13 protein-coding genes and 1 pseudogene are annotated in these 19,735 nt (G+C 70.5%); 7 read left to right on the forward strand and 7 right to left on the reverse strand.

The genetic code is table 11. The features are described from left to right. Positions 1-119: 119 nt before the first annotated feature. Positions 120-2,213: a phosphoglycerol transferase I gene (locus MWN52_RS18065; protein ID WP_286575777.1), complete on the forward strand. Its 2,094-nt coding sequence runs from the start codon at positions 120-122 to the stop codon at positions 2,211-2,213. 6 nt (positions 2,214-2,219) lie between these two features. On the opposite strand, the gene MWN52_RS18070 is transcribed toward MWN52_RS18065, so the two are convergent. The 4 genes from MWN52_RS18070 to MWN52_RS18085 form a co-directional block, all read right to left on the reverse strand. Further along, the gene (locus MWN52_RS18070; protein WP_286575778.1) at positions 2,220-3,026 is read right to left on the reverse strand and encodes a MipA/OmpV family protein; all 807 of its coding nucleotides are present in this window, start codon (positions 3,024-3,026) and stop codon (positions 2,220-2,222) included. Positions 3,027-3,225: 199 nt separating this feature from the next. Continuing rightward, a complete protein-coding gene (locus tag MWN52_RS18075) occupies positions 3,226-4,257 on the reverse strand; it encodes an ABC transporter substrate-binding protein (protein ID WP_286577791.1) in 1,032 nt (343 codons plus the stop codon). 8 nt (positions 4,258-4,265) lie between these two features. Then, positions 4,266-5,642 (reverse strand): sensor histidine kinase, encoded by a 1,377-nt coding sequence (locus MWN52_RS18080; protein WP_286575779.1) that lies wholly within the window; start codon positions 5,640-5,642, stop codon positions 4,266-4,268. Then, positions 5,639-6,313: a response regulator transcription factor gene (locus MWN52_RS18085; RefSeq protein ID WP_286577792.1), complete on the reverse strand. Its 675-nt coding sequence runs from the start codon at positions 6,311-6,313 to the stop codon at positions 5,639-5,641. The genes MWN52_RS18080 and MWN52_RS18085 overlap by 4 nt, the downstream gene beginning before the upstream one ends. Positions 6,314-6,510: 197 nt before the next feature. Here MWN52_RS18085 and MWN52_RS18090 point away from each other — a divergent pair, with 197 nt between their 5' ends. The 3 genes from MWN52_RS18090 to phbB all read left to right on the forward strand — a co-directional run bounded on the left by MWN52_RS18090 (position 6,511) and on the right by phbB (position 9,970). Next, complete coding sequence (locus tag MWN52_RS18090; protein ID WP_425608138.1) at positions 6,511-7,686, forward strand: OprO/OprP family phosphate-selective porin; 1,176 nt, start codon at positions 6,511-6,513, stop codon at positions 7,684-7,686. Positions 7,687-7,734: 48 nt separating this feature from the next. Beyond that, positions 7,735-9,066: a CitMHS family transporter gene (locus tag MWN52_RS18095; protein ID WP_286575781.1), complete on the forward strand. Its 1,332-nt coding sequence runs from the start codon at positions 7,735-7,737 to the stop codon at positions 9,064-9,066. Between the two features lie 163 nt (positions 9,067-9,229). Beyond that, positions 9,230-9,970 (forward strand): acetoacetyl-CoA reductase, encoded by a 741-nt coding sequence (gene phbB / locus MWN52_RS18100; protein ID WP_130521557.1) that lies wholly within the window; start codon positions 9,230-9,232, stop codon positions 9,968-9,970. Between the two features lie 571 nt (positions 9,971-10,541). On the opposite strand, the gene dcp is transcribed toward phbB, so the two are convergent. The 3 genes and pseudogenes from dcp to MWN52_RS19575 all read right to left on the reverse strand — a co-directional run. Continuing rightward, positions 10,542-12,701, reverse strand: coding sequence for a peptidyl-dipeptidase Dcp (gene dcp / locus MWN52_RS18105; RefSeq protein WP_286575782.1), 2,160 nt, complete (start codon positions 12,699-12,701; stop codon positions 10,542-10,544). Between the two features lie 155 nt (positions 12,702-12,856). Then, entirely contained in the window at positions 12,857-13,810 is a 954-nt protein-coding gene (locus tag MWN52_RS18110) for an isoaspartyl peptidase/L-asparaginase family protein (RefSeq protein WP_286577793.1), read from the reverse strand. Between the two features lie 285 nt (positions 13,811-14,095). Further along, positions 14,096-14,932: pseudogene (locus MWN52_RS19575) on the reverse strand (cyanophycinase); the annotation flags it as partial. Here MWN52_RS19575 and MWN52_RS18120 point away from each other — a divergent pair. The 3 genes from MWN52_RS18120 (at position 14,904) to MWN52_RS18130 (ending at position 19,688) form a co-directional block, all read left to right on the forward strand. After that, positions 14,904-15,482: an RNA polymerase sigma factor gene (locus MWN52_RS18120; RefSeq protein WP_130531991.1), complete on the forward strand. Its 579-nt coding sequence runs from the start codon at positions 14,904-14,906 to the stop codon at positions 15,480-15,482. The pseudogene MWN52_RS19575 and the gene MWN52_RS18120 overlap by 29 nt on opposite strands. After that, positions 15,457-16,518, forward strand: coding sequence for a FecR family protein (locus MWN52_RS18125; RefSeq protein WP_286575783.1), 1,062 nt, complete (start codon positions 15,457-15,459; stop codon positions 16,516-16,518). Before MWN52_RS18120 ends, MWN52_RS18125 begins: the two co-directional genes overlap by 26 nt. Positions 16,519-16,619: 101 nt before the next feature. Further along, positions 16,620-19,688 (forward strand): TonB-dependent receptor, encoded by a 3,069-nt coding sequence (locus MWN52_RS18130; protein WP_286575784.1) that lies wholly within the window; start codon positions 16,620-16,622, stop codon positions 19,686-19,688. The last annotated feature ends 47 nt before the right edge of the window (positions 19,689-19,735 follow it).

The following is a 19,735-nucleotide window of genomic DNA, read 5'->3' on the forward strand; positions in this document are numbered from 1 at the left end:
CGCCAGCGCGATCGTCGCGATGGACTGCGCTTGTCATGCAACGTTCATGCATCGCTTGTCGACCCGAGAAATTCGTGGCTAGTCTCGGGATGTCGCTTGTACGGAAAGACACCCACCGCATGTCCTCGTTCGTCCTGACCCTTGCCCTGCTGGCGATGGCCTGTCTGTTGTTGATGTCCGGCCGCGGGCGAGTGTGGAAGGCGTGCGTGCTCTCGCTCCTGGGCGTGCTGCTGAGCACGTGGTGGTTCATCGACCGGCTCAGCGGCGATGGCCTCAACGCGGCCACGCTGTATCACCTCAGGGCCGGGATGGAAGGCGCGGGCGTCTCGGATTTCGCCGGCGACATCGCCGCCTATGTCGCGTTGCTGCTGGCCTCGCTGCTGCCGCTGGGTCTGGCGCGTGTGCGGCGCTGGCGCCTGCACGGCCATGCGCGCGCCACCTCCGCCGCCTTCCTCGCCGCTGCCGCGATCGCCATCACCGCCAGTCCGCTGCCGCGCGATGGCATGCGCCTGTATCGCCTCGGTCAGCCGGTCGATGGCAGCGTGGTGGCCGGCGAGTACCGCGTCCCGCGCGCACCGCTGCCCACGCGCAAGAACATCGTGTGGATCTATGGCGAGAGCCTGGAGCGCACCTACTTCGATCGGAAGGCCTTCGGAGGGATCACGCCGCACCTGCAGCAGCTGGCCAGCGAAGGGCTGGACTTCCGCAATGTGACTTCGGCCGACGGCGGCGGCTGGACCATCGCCGGCATGGTGTCCTCGCAGTGCGGCGTGCCGCTGACCGCCGCGCCGGGCGATGAGAACAGCTTCGGCCGCATGCACAGCTTCCTGCCCGAGGCGCAGTGCCTGGGCGACTATCTGCGCACGCAGGGCTATCGCAACGATTTCATCGGCGGCGCCGATGGCGCGTTCGCCGGCAAGGGCAGCTTCCTGGCCAGCCATGGCTACGACGATGTGCGCGATCTGGCCTGGTTCGAGCGCCAGGGCATCGATCGCCGCCACTTCTCGGCCTGGGGCGTGCACGACGACGTGCTGCTGGACCAGGTGTGGGACAGGTTCCAGGCGCTGTCGCGCTCGGGCCGGCCCTTCATGCTGACCACGCTGACCATGGACACCCACCATCCGGCCGGGCACCTGCCGGTGGCGTGTCAGCGCCAGGGCCAGGACGCGGTGAGCATGCGCGAGGCGATCGCCTGTTCGGACCGACTGATCGGCGAGCTGGTCGCCAGGATCCGCAGCAGCCGCTGGGCCGACAACACGGTGGTGGTGGTCGCCTCCGATCACCTGGCCCTGCCCAATGAGCTGGCCGACACGCTGCGCACGCTGCACCGCGAGAACCTGCTGCTGATGCTGGGCCCGGGCATCGCGCCCAGGCAGGTGGATACGGGCGGCGGCAGCACGCTGGATTCCGGCGCCACGCTGCTGTCGCTGCTGGATCCGGCGCTGGGCGCGATCGGCTTCGGCCGCTCGCTGCTCGACCCGCACGCCAAGCCCAGCGCCAGCGCCGCCTTCGCGCAGGCCGACGGCCGCGACTACCGCCGCTATCTGGCCTATGCCAACCAGCTGTGGACCGGGCGGCAGACGCGCACGCTGCGCGTGGACGACGATCGCCTGGTCGTCGGCGTCCAGGAGCTGCGCCCGCCCGTGCTGCTGGATTACGACAGCAGCTGGAACCTGAAGAACATCACCCTGGAAGACACGCCGCGCCGCTTCCGCAAGGCCAGCCCGGAGAACACGCTGGCCTATGTCGACCGCTGCACCGCCTTCGACAACGACTCACCCGACAGCGGCTGGTGCGCGCTGCTGATCAACAACGCCCGCGATGCGCGGCTGTACCGCAGCGGCGAGCTGGCGCACGGCGTGCGCGTGGACGCGCCGCTGCAGCGCATGGCCGGCGCGCGGCTGGAGCCGCGCCAGCCGGTGATGGTCGGCTCGGCGCTGCGCCAGACCGCGCCCGGCCACTACCAGGTCACGCTGACCACCTCGCACCGGCCCAGCCACGCGTTCTGGATCGAGGCCATGGATGCGCAGGGCAAGGTGCTGGCCCAGCACTGGGCGCTGCCCGATCCTTCCGGCCGCATCGAGATGAGCCTGGACCTGGACCGCGAGGTGGACGACATGCAGATCCGCGCCTGGCTGGGTTCGCCCGACGACATCGGCGTGGACCACGATGTGGCCCTAGTGCCCGCGCCGACGCGCAGCAAGCGCTCGTAACCGCGCTCAGTAGGTGTAGGTGATCGCCCAGACCGCGCCGGGCTCGGTGCGGCGCACCAGCAGCGGGCTGCCCTGCACCTGGCCCCCGTAGCGCGTGGAGGTGAGCTGGGTCGTGGAGGTCCAGTGCGTGTCGAACTTGTGTTCCCAGCCCAGGCCCAGCGAACCTGCGTACAGCCCGGCATCGGCCTGGAACGGCGCGAAGTCCGAGCGCGCGGCCTGGGCCTGCGTCACGCCGAACCAGGCTTGGTTGTAATGCGCATCGCCCCACCAGGCATCTACGTCCACGGCCATGCCGTCGTGCGCGGTCTGGAACAGCCCCAGCTCGGTGCCCAGGTGGAACTGGGTGCGCGGCGCGGACTGGCGCAAGGTGCGCTCGGCCTCGGCGCTGACCGACAGCCAGGGCGTGAACTGCGCCTCCAGCATGGTGTGCGAGGTGAAGGCGTCGGGCACCTGGCCCATGCCGGCCAGGCGCGTGCTGCCGGAGCGCCAGCGGCTGTCGTGATCGACGCGGCCGAAGTCGTAGGCCACCGACTGCGACAGGGTGAACATCGGCCCGAGCTGGAACTGCAGGCCGGCGCCGTGTTCCTGATCGGCGAACAGCACGCCGTGCTGCAGCGAGAACACCGGCATGGGCGCGAAGCGGCTGCCGCCGCCGCCCGGATAGCGCGACTCGAGCTGGGCGGCCATGCCGATCACCTGCTCGTTATCGCTGGTCGGCTGGGTGACGGCCGCGTCCTGCGCCCTGGCGGGCAAGACCGCCAGCGTGCCGAGGGCGGGCACCGCCAGCAGGAGAGGAATCAAGCGCACATGCATGGTCTGAGGTCCTAGGCGGCCAGGCCTCGCCGGCAGTTGCCGCCGGCGCTGCATAGGCCGGCGCGGCGTGAATCCGCTGGCGAGCCCAGGCCCATCGGTGACCATTTTCTGGCAGAAAATGTCGGGACGATGTCGTACTTGCCGGGCCCGGAACGGTTCCGTTCATGCCCCGCGCATCCGCTGCGGCGCGCGATCGGCCTCAAGGCGCCTGCGGCTGGACCAGCGCGTGCCAGTTCTCCAGGAACTGGCGGCGCTTGAGCGTATCCAGGTACACCAGCAGGCCCGGCCCCAGCGCGATCGGTCGCAGTGCCTCGCCAGCCGGCAGGACCGAGCCCAGGCGCGCCTGCTCGGTCAGCACGCGCTGGCCGCGCGGCGAGAGCAGATAGTCCAGGAAGGACTGCGCCTGCGCGGGATGCTGCGCCGTGCGCGGGATCACCGCGGTGCGCAGCGCCAGCAGCGTGTAGTCCTCCGGCTGCACCAGACCCAGCGGCGCGCCGGCGTCGATGCGCGCCTGCGCGTAGGAGCCCAGCACGTTGTAGGCCAGCAGCAGCTGGCCGCGCGCGACCCGGTCCAGCAACGGGCCGGTGCGCTCCTCCAGCTGCACCGCGTTGCGGCCCAGCGCGGCCAGCAGCGCGGTGGACACGCTGCCGCGCTGCGCGTCCTGGGTCGCGAACAGATAGCCCACGCCGCTGCGCGCGATGTCGTAGGTGCCGACCCGGCCGCGCAGCGGCGCGTCGGGATCGCGCAACAGGTCCAGCAGCTGGCGGCGCGTGCGCGGCACCTGGGCCGGCTTGAGCAGGCGCGTGTTGTAGACGATGGCCACCGGCTCGGTGCTGACCGCGAAGACCTCGTGCCGCCACTGCGCCCAGTCGGGCAGCGCCTCGGTCTGCGGCGAACGATAGGCCAGCGCATGGCCATCGTTGGCCAGCTTGGTCTGCAGGTCCATGCTGGCGCTGATCATCAGATCCGGGCCGTGCGCGTCGTTCGGAGCGCGCAGGTAGCGCGCGTACATCTCCCAGGAGACCACTTCCTCGTACAGCACCTCGACGTCCGGATGCAGGCGCTGGTAGTCGGCGATTACGCTGGCGAACACCGGCAGATCGGTCGAGCCCTGCACGCGCAGCTGCGCCCCGGCCTTGCCGGAGGGCGCGGGGAAGCGGCGTGCCTTGTCCGACTGCGCCCAGGCCAGGGGCACCACGCACAGCAACAGCAGCGCGGCGAACAGACGCATCGGGCGCATCAGGCGATCCTCGGCAGGCGCAGCGTCACCACCAGCCCGCCCTCGGGCCGGTTGGACAGGTCGATGTGCGCGCCATGGCTGTCGGCCACGCGCTTGACGATGGCCAGGCCCAGGCCGGCGCCGCCCTGTGCGGCCTGCGCGCCGCGGGCGAAGCGTGCGAACACGGTGTTGGCCTCGGCCGCCGGGATGCCCGGCCCGTGGTCGGCGATGGTCACCACGCACTGCGCCGGCTCCACGCGCAGCGCGATCTCCAGCGGCCCTTGCGCGCCGCCGTGCTTGAGCGCGTTGTCGATCAGGTTCTTCAACGCCTCGCGCAGCAGCAGCGCATCGCCGCGCACGTACGCTGGCGCCGGGTCCATCTCCAGCACCAGGACCGGCTGCGGGCCGACCGCCGGCAGCGCATCGTGCAAGGCCTGGCGCAGCGCCTCGGCCAGGTCGCAGCGCGTGAAGTCCTGCAGGTTGGAGCGGTGCAGCACGCTGGCATCGCTGAGCAGCTGGTTGAGCAGGCGGCTCATGTGGGTCGCATTGCGCTCCACCGCGACCAGGCTGCGGCGCATGTCGGCCGGATCGTCCTCGTCCAGGCCCAGCTGTGCCTGCGCGCGCAGCGCGGCCAGCGGCGTGCGCATCTGGTGCGCGGCCTCGGCCATGAACGCGCGCAGGTTCTCGTTGCTGGCCTGCAGGCGCTGCATGAAGCGATTGAGCGCGCCGACCATCTGCTGCATCTCCTGCGGCGCGCCCTCGGGCAGCGGGCGCAGGTCGGAGGGCTCGCGCCGCGACAGGTCGCCCTCCAGCCGCGCCAGCGGCCGCAGCGCGCGCTGCACGCCCAGCCAGACCAGCGCGGCGCTGAGCAGCGAGAGCAGCGCCAGCGCGGCCAGCGCGCGCAGCACCAGCTCGCCGGCCAGCGCCTCGCGCGCGCGGCGGGTGTGCCCCACCTCCACCAGGACCTGCGCCTGCGCGGCCGGCGTGGTGATGCGCCGCGCCACCGCCGCCACGCGCACCGGCTCGCCGCTGTAGCGCGTGTCGAACAGCACCGGCTGCCCATCGCGCGGCGGCCGGCGCGGCATCGGCAGGTCGCCGTAGCCGGTGATGGTGCGGCCGCTGCCGTCGAGCACGCGGTAGAAGACGCGGTCCTCCGGCGCCATCGACAGCATGTCCAGCGCCGCGTATGGCAGATCCACCTGCCACTGGCCATCGGCCAGGGCGACGCTGTCCAGGATCGACAGCGCCGAGGACACCAGCAGGTGGTCGTAGGACTGGTTGGCCGCGCGGTTGCCGTAGGCGCGTGCGGCGAAGAACAGCACGGCGATGGCCAGCGCCGACAGCGCGCCCAGATACAGCAGCAGCGTGCGCCGCAGCGAAGGCGCGACGCGGCTCATGGCGCGGCGGCCTCGGCCTTGTAACCCACGCCGCGCACGGTGGTGATGCGCAGCGGGCCGTGTTCGCCCAGCTTGCGGCGCAGGCGGCCGATGTACAGCTCGATGGCGTTGGGCCCGGCCTCGTCGTCGAAGCCGAACAGGCCCTTGGCGATCTCGTCCTTGCTCACCACCTGCTCCAGCCGGCCCAGCAGGATCTCCAGCAGGCGGAACTCGCGGTTGGGCAGCTCCAGCGCCACGCCATCCACGTGCACCGTGTGCGCGGCGGCGTCGAACACCAGCGTGCCCACCTGTATCGCGGCGGTGGCCTGGCCGCGGCTGCGCCGCAGCAGCACCCGGCAGCGCGCCTCGAACTCGCGGAAGTCGAACGGCTTGGCCAGGTAGTCGTCGGCGCCCACGTCCAGCGCGTGCACGCGGTCCTCGATGCCGTCGCGCGCGGTGAGCATCAGCACCGGCGTGGCGTCGCCGCGCTCGCGCAGCTCGCCCAGCACGGTCAGGCCGTCCATGCGCGGCAGGCCGATATCCAGCACCACCAGGTCGAAGGCCTGGTAGCGCAGCACGCTGGCCGCGCCCAGGCCGTCGCGCTGCCAGTCCACCGCGTGGCCGCTGCGCCGCATGCGTCGCACGATGGCATCGGCCAGGTCCTCGTTGTCTTCGACCAGCAGCAGGCGCATCGGCACGGCCAGCACGGCATGGGGCGCCGCAGGATTCCATCTGCGCGCGGCCGCGTCCATCCCACCTTTGCTGCGCCGCAGCGACAGGACCATGACAGCTTGCGGCCCCTAGCCTGCCTCGCAACCTCGGCGCCCGGGCTCGATCCGCGGCGACCGATCCGAACCTGGGAGGGTCCGTGTCCACCACCACCAACACCATCGCCGCGCTGGCCGCGGTCCTGGGCGCCTGCGTCGCCGCACCGGCCCTGGCCGCGGGCGAGGACACGCGCCCGATCACTGCAGAGCTGGGCGGCCGCCTGCACTGGGACTTCGCCGTGTTCGACAACGACGAGCGCGGCGTGCCCAACGGCAACGACACCCAGTTCCGCCGGGTCTGGCTGGATGTCTCCGGGCGCTTCTACGGCTTCACCTACAAGGCCGAGGTCGATCTGGCCGGCCTGCAGGATGCGCCGGGCAGCGCCGGCATCGTCGCGCGCGATGTGTACATCGCCAAAGCGTTCGACGCCGGCACGCTGACGGTGGGCCAGTTCAAGCAGTACTTCAGCCTGGACGATCGCACCGGCTCCAACTATGGCGCGTTCCTGGAGCGCGGCATGGGCCCCAGCACGCTGGCGCCGATCTACCGCAAGGCGGTGTCGTGGCAGGCCACCCTGCCGCATGGCACCTGGGCGGCGAGCGCCTACAGTCTGGAGAGCATCGACAACAGCGCGACCAAGGGCGCGGCGGTCGGCGGGCGCGCGACCTGGCTGCCGCTGGATGCGGGCAGCACGCTGCGGCACCTGGGCCTGTCGCTGGCGCACGAAGCCTACGACCATCCGGGCACGCGCCGGGCCGCGGCGCTGGTGCTGCGGCCGCGTCCGGCCAACGACCTGGCCGACAACAGCCGCCTGACCCTGGCGCGCTTCGATGCCGGCCGCGACACCGACGTGGACAAGTGGTCGCTGGAATACGCCGAGGTCCACGGCCCGCTGTCCTGGCAGGGCGAATACAGCGGCGCGGTGCTGGACGACGGCGCGCAACAGGCGAAGGTGCAGGCCGCCTACGGCTTCGTCAGCTGGTTCGTCACCGGCGAGTCGCGCGGCTACGACCGCAAGACCGGGCGCTTCTCGCGCATCAAGGCCATGCGCCACCGCACCGGCGCGCTGGAACTGGCGCTGCGCTACGACCGCATGTGGGGTCGGCAGCATCCCGACGGCATGGCCGACACGATCGATGCCTCGATGCGGGCGGTGACGCTGGGCGCCAACTGGTACTTCCAGCCCAACCTGCGGGTGATGTTCGACGTGATCGACAGCCGCAACCGCGACCACCGCACCGGCACCACGCTGGACCACACCCTGGCCTACACCGGACGCTTCCAGTACGACTTCTGATCCCCCGCCGCACCGCCGGTGCGGCCTTCAACCCTTGAGGAAACGCGAATGCTGACGCTGCTCGGCTTCGGGATGGTCATCGCCTTCATGTACCTGATCATGTCCAAGCGGCTCTCGCCGCTGGTGGCGCTGATCACGGTGCCGATCGTGTTCGCGCTGCTGGGCGGCTTCGGCGGCGGCATCAACGAGATGATGCTGGAGGGCATCAAGAAGATCGCGCCAACCGGCGTGATGCTGATGTTCGCCATCCTCTACTTCGGCGTGATGATCGATGCGGGGCTGTTCGACCCGCTGGTCGGACGCATCCTGCGCCTGGTCAAGGGCGATCCGCTGAAGATCGTGATGGGCACGGCGATCCTGGCGATGCTGATCTCGCTGGACGGCGACGGCTCGACCACCTACATGATCACCGCCTCGGCCATGCTGCCGCTGTACCACCGGCTGGGCATGAACGCGCTGCGCATGACCTGCGTGACCATGCTCGCCAGCGGCGTGATGAACCTCACCCCGTGGGGCGGGCCGACCGCGCGCGCGGCCACCGCGCTGCACGTGGACCCGGCTGATGTGTTCGTGCCGCTGGTGCCGGCGATGATCATCGCGCTGCTCAGCATCCTGGCGCTGGCGTGGTGGCTGGGCCTGCAGGAGCGCCGCCGCCTGGGCGTGATCCAGCTGCCGCCGGGCCAGGACTGGATGGATGCCTCGGTGGCCGAGGACGGCAGCGATGCGCTGCCCACGGTCGAGGATGTCGAGCACATCAAGCGGCCCAAGCTGCTGTGGGTCAACTTCGCCCTCACCTGCGCGCTGATGGCGGCGCTGGTGGTGGGCGTGCTGCCGATGCCGGTCTTGTTCATGATCGGCTTCGCCGTCGCGCTGGTGATCAACTACCCGGACCTGGCCGAGCAGCGCCGCCGCCTGGTCAACCACGCCGGCAACGTGCTGTCGGTGGTGTCGCTGATCTTCGCCGCCGGCATCTTCACCGGCATCCTGTCCAACACCGGCATGGTCGAGGCGATGTCGCGCAGCTTCCTGGCGGTGATCCCCGATGCCTGCGGCCCGTACCTGGCGGTGATCACCGCGCTGGTCAGCATGCCCTTCACCTTCTTCATGTCCAACGACGCTTTCTACTTCGGCGTGCTGCCGATCCTGTCGCAGGCCGCGGGCGAGTACGGCATCACGCCGGTGGAGATGGCGCGCGCCTCGCTGGCCGGCCAGCCGGTGCATCTGCTCAGCCCGCTGGTGCCCTCGACCTATCTGCTGGTGGGCCTGGCCAAGGTGGAGTTCGCCGACCACCAGAAGTTCACCCTCAAGTGGGCGGTGCTGGTCTCGCTGGTGCTGATGGCGGCGGGATTGGTGTTTGGGTTGTTTCCGTTGGTGGCTTGAGTGGGGGGATTCGGGATTCGGGATTCGGGATTCGGGATTCGGGATTCGGGATTCGGGATTCGGGAAAGCAAACGCCGCTGGCGCTTCACAGGCAACTCTCGTTTTTCACGGGGCCCGGTTTCCGGGTTCCGAAACCTCTTCGGATACTTCCAAGGTCCATCCAATGACACTTCGCATCGCTTACGTCACCAGCGGCATGGGCAGCCTCGGCACGGCCATCTGCCAGAAGCTGGCCCATAGCGGCCACACCGTGGTGGTCGGCTGCGGGCCCGATTCGCCGCGCAAGGCCGGCTGGCTGCGCGAGCAGCGCGCGCTGGGCTTCGACTTCATCGTCTCGGAAGGCAACGCGGCCGACTGGGACTCGACCGTGGCCGCCTTCGACCAGGTGCGCTCGGAGGTCGGCGAGATCGACGTGCTGGTCAACAACGCCGGCGGCCACCGCGATCAGCTGTTCCGGCAGATGCAGCGCGCGGACTGGCAGGCGGTGATCAACGGCAACCTCAATGCGCTGTTCAACGTCACCAAGCAGGTGATCGACGGCATGACCACGCGCGGCTGGGGACGCATCGTCAACATCGGCTCGGTCAGCGCGCACCGCGGGCAAATCGGCCAGGTCAACTACGCCACGGCCAAGGCGGCGATGGGCGGCTTCACCCGTGCGCTGGCGCAGGAAGTGGCCACACGCGGGGTGACGGTCAACACGCTCTCGCCCGGTTACATCGCCAGCGCGGCGATCAGCGGCTTCCCGCCCGACATGCTGGAGCGCCTGGCCTCCAGCGTGCCGGTGCGCCGCCTGGGCCAGCCGGCCGAAGTCGCCGGCCTGTGCGCCTGGCTGGTCTCCGACGAAGCCGCCTACGTCACCGGCGCCGACTACGCCGTCAACGGCGGCCTGCACATGGACTGAGCGCGACTCCTGCTCGGTGGGAGCAACTGTCTTCTCAAGTCTCGCAGCGGTCTGCCTATGTAGAGCGGAGCTTGCTCCGCTGGGGCCTTCCCCCACGAACTGAACGAAGAGCAGCGGAGCAAGCTCCGCTCTACAGAGGGTGCCGCCCTCGTGGCCTTTTCAGCCAATGGCGGCGATGGGGCCTTCCCGGTAAAGCCTCATCGCCGCCATGGCGGCTCCCACAGGGTTTGCGAGGACTGTGCGCGCGGCCCGTGCTGTGCCATGCCCTGTCGGGTCGAGGCTCTGCGGCCAACAGGTCAGGATTTCTTTCGAGCCGAAGTCATGAGACATGAAGCGCCCCGCAGCGGGCCGGCGGGCGGTGGCCGCGACGAGCGAGGCAGGAGGCCGAGCGCCCGAATCAGGGCGCCGATGCCCTGACCGAGGGGAAAGCGGACGCTGCCCGCCGGACCGCTTGCCCCTTTCGAAGTCGCAACGCCCACGCACTGCAATCCCTAGCGCGACAAAAACAAAAAGGACGGCCAGAAGCCGTCCTTTTTCATATCTCCCGCCGAACTCGGCGGAAAAACCCGCCTCACTTCAGCCCGCGATTCTCCAGCAGCGGCGCGACGCTGGGATCCTTGCCGCGGAAGTCGCGGTACAGCGTGGCCAGGTCGACCGTGTTGCCGCGCGAGAGGATCTTGTCGCGGAAGATGTCGCCGTTCTTGCGGCTCAGCCCGCCATGCTCCTTGAACCACTCGAACGCATCGTCGTCCAGCACCTCGGCCCAGAAGTAAGCGTAGTAGCCGGCCGAATAGCCGCCGCCCCAGATGTGGTCGAAGTAGGTGGTGCGGTAGCGCGGCGGCACTTCGGCCAGATCGACCTTGTACTTCTTCAGCGAATCGGCCTCGAACTTGTCCACGTCCTGCAGCGGCGCGTCGGCCGGCAGGGTGTGCCAGGACAGGTCCAGCAGCGCCGCCGACAGGTACTCGGTGGTGGCATAGCCCTGGTTGAAGGTGCGCGACTTCTTGATCTTCTCCACCAGATCGGCCGGCATCGCCTCGCCGGTCTGATAGTGCTTGGCGTAGTGCGCGAACACCTTCGGATCGGAGGCCCAGTGCTCGTTGAACTGCGAGGGGAACTCGACGAAGTCGCGCGAGGTGGCGGTGCCGGCCAGGGTCGGATACTTCACGTTGGAGAACATGCCGTGCAGCGCATGGCCGAACTCATGGAACATCGTGGTGACGTCGTCGAAGCTCAGCAGCGCCGGCTGGCCCGGCGCCGGCTTGGTGAAGTTGCAGACGTTGTAGACCACCGGCTTGGTGCCGCTCAGCCCGTTCTGGCCGACGAACTCGTCCATCCAGGCGCCGCCGGACTTGCTGTCGCGCTTGAAGTAGTCGGTGTAGAACAGCGCCAGCGACTTGCCGTCCTGGTCGAACACTTCGTAGACCTTCATCCCGTCGTGGTAGGTCGGGATGTCGGTGCGCTCCTTGAAGGTGATGCCGTAGAGCTGGGTGGCGGCGTAGAACACGCCGTTCTTGAGCACGTTGTCCAGCTCGAAGTACGGCTTGATCTGCGCCTCGTCCAGGTCGTACTTGGCCTTGCGCACCTGCTCGGCGTAGAAGTCCCAGTCGGCGGCGGTGAGCTTGAACCCGCCCTGCTGCGCGTCGATCACCTTCTGCATCTCGGCCGCCTCGCTGCGCGCCTTGGCGGTGGCGGCGGGCACGGTGTCGGTGAGCAGCTTCAGCGCGGCATCCGGCGTCTTGGCCATCTGGTCGCTGAGGCTGTAGGCCGCATAGCTGTCGAAGCCGAACAGCTTGGCCTTCTGCGCGCGCAGCTGGGCCAGGCGCTGCACGGTCTGGCGGGTGTCGTTGGCGTCGCCCTTCTCGGCGCGCGTCTGCGAGGCGCTCATCACCTGCAGGCGCAGGTCGCGATCCTTCAGCGAGGCCAGCACCGGCTGCTGGGTGGTGTTCTGCAGGGCCAGCAGGTACTTGCCGTCGAGCTTGCGCGCGGCCGCGTCCTGCGCGGCCGAGGCGATGTCGCCGTCGGACAGGCCGTCCAGCTTGGCCTTGTCGTCCACCACCACCGCGCCGGCGGCGGCGGCCGCGACCAGCTTGGTGTGGAACTGCGTGGCCAGGGTGGTCTCTTCGATGTTGAGCTTGCGCAGGGTGGCCTTGTCGGCGTCGGACAGCTGCGCACCGGCGCGCACGAACTCCTGGTACTGGTACTCGACCAGGCGCTTCTGCTCCGGGTCCAGATTCAAGGTGTCGCGCTGGTCGTAGAGGCTCTTGATGCGCGCGAACAGCTTCGGATCCAGGTTGATCTCGTCCTGGTGCGCGGCGAGCTTGGGCGCGATCTCTTCCTGGATCTTCTGGCGCGCATCGTTGGTATCGGCCTGGACCAGGCCGAAGAAGATGCGCGAGACACGGGTCAGGGTCTCGCCGCTGCGCTCCATCGCCTCCAGCGTGTTGGCGAAGGTGGCCGGCTCCGGGTTGTCGGCGATCTTGCGGATCTCGGCCAGGTGCTGCTGCATGCCTTCCTCGAAGGCCGGCAGGTAGTCGCTGTCCTGGATCTTATCGAACGGCGGCGCCTGGAAGGGCAGCGTGCTGGCGCTCAGCAGCGGGTTGGCGCGCTGCGGCGCGGCGTCGGCGGCCGGGGTGGACGCGGCGGGTTTCACGGCATCGGCCTCCGTTTGTGCGTGGCAGGCGGCCAGCGCCAGGCTGATGGCGGTGGCAAGAGCGAGGGTGCGGGTCATGCGGGATCCAGCCATTGCGGAAGAGCCGCGCACGCTACCCGATCTGCCGGTCTCTGGCACGTGCCGGACGCTGGCCGATTGGGCCAAAGGTCAGCGTCAGGACGCACCGGCGCCCGGGCCCGGCCTGCCCGGCGCGGGCGCCGGGCCAGCCACGCCTAAGGCGCCGCCTGGCCGGCCGGCAGCGGCAGCGCGTCGTCCTTGTAGATGGCCACGTGCGGCACGCCGTCGGCGCCGATCCAGCCGCGGTACATGCCTTCGGTATTGAACGGGAAGGCAACCACGCCATCGGCGGCCAGCCCGATCGCGCCGCCGTCGCCGCCGGCGGCCGGGATCTCCCGGTTGATCACCGTCTGCGCCGCGCGCACCAGCGACTGGCCGGCGTACTTCATCCGCGCGCAGATGTCGTAGGCGGCCACCGCGCGGATGTAGAACTCGCCCCAGCCGGTGCCGGACACGGCGCACTGCGCGTTGGCATAGGTGCCGGCGCCGATGATCGGCGAATCGCCGACCCGGCCGTAGCGCTTGTCGGTCATGCCGCCGGTGGAGGTGCCGGCCGCCAACCGCCCGGCGCCGTCCAGCGCCAGCGCGCCGACGGTGCCGAAGTGCCTGGCCGTGGCCAGGTCCTGGTGGGCCAGGCCCAGGCGATCTTCCTTCAGCGCCTGCTGCAGCTGCTGCCAGCGCTTCTCGGTGCGGAAGTACGACGGATCGACCAGCGTGATGCCTTGCTCGCGGGCGAAGACCTCGGCGCCATCGCCGACCATCATCACGTGCTGGGAGTGGTCCATGACCGCCTTGGCGAGCAGGATCGGATTCTTGACCCGGTGCACGCCGGCGATCGCGCCGGCCTTGCCGCTGGCGCCGTCCATGATCGCCGCGTCCAGCTCGTTCCTGCCGTCGTGGGTGAACACCGCGCCCTTGCCGGCGTTGAACTGCGGCGAGTCCTCCAGCACGGTGATCGCCGCGGCCACCGCCTCCGGCGCCGGCTTGCCCTGGGTCAGCAGCGCATGGCCGGCCTGCAGCGCGGCGGTCATCGCCGCGCGCGCCTCGGCCTCGTCGGCCGGTGTCATCCCCTTGCGCTCCACGCCGGCCCCGCCGTGGATCACCAGCATCGGCGCATCCAGCAGGACCAGCACGCCGTCGCGCACCGCGTAGCGGCGCTGGAAGACCGGCGCGTCCACCGTGCCGGCCGGCAGATGCAGCACCGAGCCGGCGCCCACGCCCAGCGTGCGCACCTGCGCCAGTTGCATCGGACTGTCCTCGGCCTGGCGCTCGGTGAAGCCGCCCTGCACCACCGTCGCGCCGGCGCCGGGCGCGGTGGCGTACACGCGGGCGCTGCCGTCGCCTTCCACCGCCACCGCCGCGCTCTCGTCCACGCCCAGGCCGATCAGCGGATGCCCGGCCAGGGTCTCGGCCTTGGCCACGAAGCCGATCAGCCGGCCCAGCCGGTTGCGTTCGCTGAAGTGCGTGTCGGTGACCACGCCCTTGAGCGCGGCCAGGTGCAGGAAGCCGGTCTCGATGGTGTTCTCCGGCCCCAGCGGATCGGCCAGCGCGCGCGGGCTGGTCTGGCTGCCGCCGTCCATGGCGCCGTACAGATACTCGCCCTGCATGGCCAGGCCGGCGCTGGTGCCGCCCAGCGGCTTGCCCGCGGCCACGTGCGCATCCAGCGCGGCGGCCACCGGCGTGTCCTTCCAGAAGCGCACGTAGCGCGACTGGTCGCCGCCGGCGATGAAGATGCCGTCGGCCCGCTTCAGGGCCTGCAGCATCTTCGGATCGTAGGCCGCCTGGCGGTCGTGGAAGACGAAGGTCTCCACCGACACCGGGCCGCCGACCTCGCGATAGAACTCCTCGCCCACCTCGCCGGCCTGCGAGGCGCGCAGCACCACCAGGTGGCCGTTGCCGGCCTTGGCGAAGAACCAGCGCAGCGCATCGTGGTTGCGGTCGCCGCCGCCCATCAGCAGCAGGCCCGGCTGGACCTTGCCCGGCGTGGCGGCCCTGGCGTCGCCCAGCAGGTAGTGGTCCAGCGAGGCCGGCGCGGCCATCGCCACACCCGACCACAGCAGCGCGGCCAGCAGCGGCCAGGACTTGCGCGAAACGGACGGCATGGGCAGGGGTTCCTTTGGAGGGCGACAGCCATGCAGGACGAACGAGCAGCGCCGATCCCCCCATGGGCAACAGCGCGCCCGCTCGGCTATGGTGCAGGCCATGCGCACCGCCCTGGACGACTGGTTCATCCGCGAGATCCTGATCCACGAGGCGTCGCTGAGCGCGTATCTGCGCCGCAGCTGGTCGCGGCCCGACGAGGTCCACGACCTGCGCCAGGAGATCTACGTGCGCGTCTACGAGGCCGCCGGCAAGGCGCTGCCGACCGCGCCCAAGTCCTTCCTGTTCGCCACCGCCCGCCACCTGATGACCGACCGGCTGCGCCGCGGACGGGTGGTGTCGATCGAGGCAGTGGGTGATCTGGACGCCTTGCACGTCTTGGTGGATGAGGCCTGTCCCGAACGCGTGTGCGGTGGACGGCAGGTGCTCAGGCGGCTGGCCGAGGCATTCGACCGGCTGCCGGACCGCTGCCGGGAAGTGGTGTGGCTGCGGCGGGTGGAGGAACTGTCGCAGAAGGAGGCGGCCATGCGCATGGGCATCAGCGAGAAGACCGTGGAGAAGCACCTGGCCAAGGGCATGCGCCTGCTGGCCGGGGCCTATCACGGCGGGGGTCCGGCGCGCCCCGCCGCCGCATCGCAACCGACCGGACACCGGCATGTCGACGGACAGCGCCAGGATTGAGTCTCGCGCGGCCGCGTGGCTGGCGCGGCGCGACTGCGGCGACTGGGACACCCAGGCGCAGGACGCGCTGGAGGCCTGGCTGGCGCAGGCCACCGCGCACCGCATCGCCTTCCTGCGGCTGGAGGCGGCCTGGGAGCAGAGCGGCCGCCTGGCCGCGCTCGGCGCCGGGGTGGCACCGGGCACGGTGCCGCCGCGCGGCGCCTGGTCGTCCACGCCGGCACCGCCCGCCGCGGCCCCCGGCCCGGGCGCCGACCTGTCGCAGGTGGTCTTCGCCCCGCGCCCCGCCCGCTCCCGCCGCCGCTGGCCCGCCCTGCTCGCCGGCGCGGCCGTGCTGCTGCTCGCCCTGGGCGTGGCCGGCGCCGGCTGGAGGCACTACGCGGTCACCGAAAGCGCGAGTTACGCCAGCGCGCTGGGCCAGCTGCAGCCGGTGGCGCTGTCCGACGGCTCGCGCGCCACGCTCAGCAGCGACAGCCTGATCGAGGTCGCGCTGTCGGCCGCGCGCCGGCGCATCGCACTGAAACGCGGCGAGGCCTACTTCGAGGTGGCCAAGGACGCCGACCGGCCGTTCGTGGTCGAGGCCGGCGAGCGCCGCGCGGTGGCGGTGGGTACGCGCTTCTCGGTACGCCGCGACGGCGCCACCACCCGCGTGGTCGTCACCGAAGGCACGGTGCGGCTGGAATCGGACGACCACGGCGACCGCCCCGCCCCGACCACGCTGCTGCCGGCCGGCAGCATCGCCATCGCCGGCCCGGACGGGGTGCTGGTGCGCAGCGTGCCGCTGGCCGAGGCCGAGGCCGCGCTGGACTGGCGCGGCGGCCTGCTGAGCTTCCGCGACACCGCCCTGGGCGAGGCGGTGGCCGAGTTCAACCGCTACAACGCGCACAAGCTGGTGGTGGCCGACGCCCGGGCCGCCGCGCTGCGGGTGTCGGGCACCTTCCAGTGGGACAACGCCGACGGCTTCGTGCGCCTGCTCGAACGCGGCTTCCCCGTGCACGCCGAACGCCGCCCCGGGACGGTGCTGCTGCACAGCCGCTGAGCACGCCGCGCGTCGATCGCGTGGGGGGAGTGGCGGACTTGTTCGTCCTGAGCCTTGCATGGGCGCGCCCCCCGCACGCCCGCCACTCTGGGGAGAGTCGAATGCATTCCAAGCTGCGAACGCTGCTGTTGAGCGCTGCCTGTGCGGCGGCACTGTCCGCCCCGGCCCAGGCCGCCAGCCAACTGGACATCCCGGCCGGCAGCCTGGACGGCGCCCTGCAGGCGCTCTCGCGCCAGACCGGCGCGCAGCTGCTCTACCGCCCCGAGCAGCTGGCCGGCCTGCAGACCCGCGGCGTGCGCGGCGAGCTGAGCCCGGCGCAGGCCGCCGACCGCCTGCTCGAAGGCAGCGGCCTGGTCGCCCGGCGCGACGCCTCCGGCGCCCTGCTGATCGCCCGCCAGGACGCGACCCCGCGGCCTGCGCCCGGCGCGCGCCCGAAACCCGCGCCCGCGCCGCAGGCCGACCCCGACGCCCCGACCGACCTGGAGCGCCTGCAGGTCACCGGCTCGCGCATCCCGCGCGCCCAGGTCGAGGGCCCGGCGCCGATCACCACCATCACCGCCGAGGACATCAAGGCCAAGGGCTTCACCACCGTGCCCGACGTGCTGCGCGCGATCACCCAGAACGGCGGCGAGACCCAGAGCCAGCAGTCGGCCAACGGCGCGGACTTCTCGCCCGGCGCCCAGCAGGTGGACCTGCGCGGGCTGGGGCCCAACCACACCCTGGTGCTGGTCAACGGCCGCCGCATCGCCGACTTCCCGCTGCCGTTCAAGGGCCGCAGCAACTTCACCGACATCTCCAACATCCCGCTGGGGATGATCGAGCGCATCGAGATCCTCAGCGGCAGCGCCTCGGCGGTGTACGGCTCGGACGCGATCTCCGGCGTGGTCAACTTCATCCTGAAGAAGCACGCCGACGGCACCACCGTTGACTACCGCTTCGGCACCACCAGCCGCGGCGATGCCGACTCGTTCGACCTGAGCATCTCCAGCGGCTTCGAGCGCGGCGCCTTCAGCGCGGTGTACGGACTGGAGTACACCGGACAGAACCCGCTGTGGGCCTATCAGCGCGGCATCCAGGACTCCTCGCAGGATTCCCCCGTGGCCAGCGGCCGGATCGCGCGCCGCGGCTTCCTGCGCACCGACTATTACGACACCTACCTCGACCCGGGCCGGGACACCTGCGAGGCGCTGGCCCGCCTCAACGGCAACTCCACCTACTACGCCTCGCGCCCGCGTTACGGCGACTACGATCCCGCGCTGGACGACTACGGCCCCGGCTACTACTGCGGCAGCGACAAGGCGATCGGCTACGGCACCATCATCAGCAAGCGCGAGGGGCTCAACGCCTACGGCAGCTTCAACTACGACTTCGGCGACGGGCTGCGCTGGTTCGCCGACGTGCAGGCCGGCTACCACACCATCGACCTGTTCCGGGACGTGCGCAGCTGGTCCTACCAGCAGCCCAACGGGCAGAAGGACGGCTACTTCTACAACCAGGCCACCGAGCAGGTGGAGTACTGGCAGCGCCAGTTCACGCCCGAGGAAATGGGCGGGCTGAACACCGGCACGGTCCGCAACCGGCAGAAGACCTTCAGCCTCACCACCGGCCTGGCCGGCCGCTTTGGTCAGGCCTGGGACTGGGAGGCCTCGCTGTCGCATTCGCAGTACTCGCTGGCGGTGAGCTGGCCGCAGATCGTCGCGTCCAAGGCCAACGACCTGTTCCTGGGGCCGATGCTGGGCATCGACGAGGACTCGGGCTATCCCATCTACGACGCCGACCCGGCGCGCCTGTACACCCCGCTGACCCGCGCCGAATACGATGGCATCTTCGCGCGCTCCACCTACCACCCCGAGTCGCGCAACGACACGCTGGCCTTCACCCTGACCAACACCGCGCTGTTCGGCCTGCCCGGCGGACCGGCCGGGCTGTCGGCCACCGCCGAGCTCGGCAGCCAGGGCTACGACCTCAAGCCCGATCCGCTGGCCACGCAGGACTACTACTACAGCTGGAAGGACTCCGACGGCCACGGCAGTCGCAACCGCTGGGCGGTGGCCAGCGAGCTGCGCCTGCCGCTGCTGGAGCGCCTCAACCTGAGCCTGGCCGGGCGCTTCGACCAGTACCGCTTCGCCGGCCGCAGCATCGACAAGCCGACCTGGAGCGCGGGCGTGGAATGGCGCCCGATCGATGCGCTGCTGCTGCGCGGCTCCTATGGCACCGCCTTCCGCGCGCCGGATCTGCACTACCTGTTCGCTCAGGAAGGCGAGGACGAGACCTCCGGCGTGGACTACTACCGCTGCGACACCGAGGAGGCGGGCACGCCGTACGAGGACTGCAGCTACGGCGACGAGGGCATCGTGCGCACGCGCGTGGGCAACCGCGACGTCAAGCCGGAGACCAGCACCGCGTGGACCGCCGGCCTGGTGTTCTCGCCCACGCCGAGCTTCGACATCTCCCTGGACTGGTTCGACATCGACATGCGCGACCAGGTGCAGGACCTGCGCGTGGACGTGGTCCTGCGCAACGAGCGCGACTGCCTCACCGGCGCCGTCCCGCTCAGCTCGGGCACGTGCGTGGACGCGCTCTCGCGCGTCACCCGCCTGGCGGACGGCAAGCTCTACGGCGTGTCCGTCGAACCGATCAACATCGCCCGCGAGCGCACCTCCGGCGCCGACCTGGCCGCGCACTGGAAGCTGGACACCGGCATGGGCCTGTTCACGCTGGGCCTGGACTACACCTGGGTGCACCGCCACGACATCCAGGTCTATGCCGGCGATCCGATGGTGGACGAGTTCGCCATCAACAGCGGCTACGACATCCCGCGCACCAAGACCAGCGCCAGCCTGGGCTGGAGCAAGGCCGCCTGGTCGGCCACGGTGTACGGCCAGCGCCTGGGCAAGCTGCCCAACTACGCCTCCTACGACCAGGACTTCGACGAGGACTCGGGCCAGAGCCCGTGGGTCGAGGCGACCTGGCGCTACAACCTGTCGCTGTCGCGGCAGTTCGGCGACCGCGCGCGCCTGTCGCTGACGGTCAACAACGTGCTGGACAAGATGCCGCCCAGGGACGCCAGCTACACCGCCTATCCGTACTACGACGTGTCCTGGTTCGATTCGCTGGGGCGCAGCCTGTATCTGGACTTCACCTACAAGTTCGGCGGCAAGGCGCTTTAAGGAACGCGTGAAGAGGAACGAGGAACGAGAGAGAGCCGGAGCGCACC

It is taken from the genome of Pseudoxanthomonas winnipegensis (assembly GCF_030322905.1).
In the GTDB taxonomy this organism is placed as follows: domain Bacteria; phylum Pseudomonadota; class Gammaproteobacteria; order Xanthomonadales; family Xanthomonadaceae; genus Pseudoxanthomonas_A; species Pseudoxanthomonas_A winnipegensis.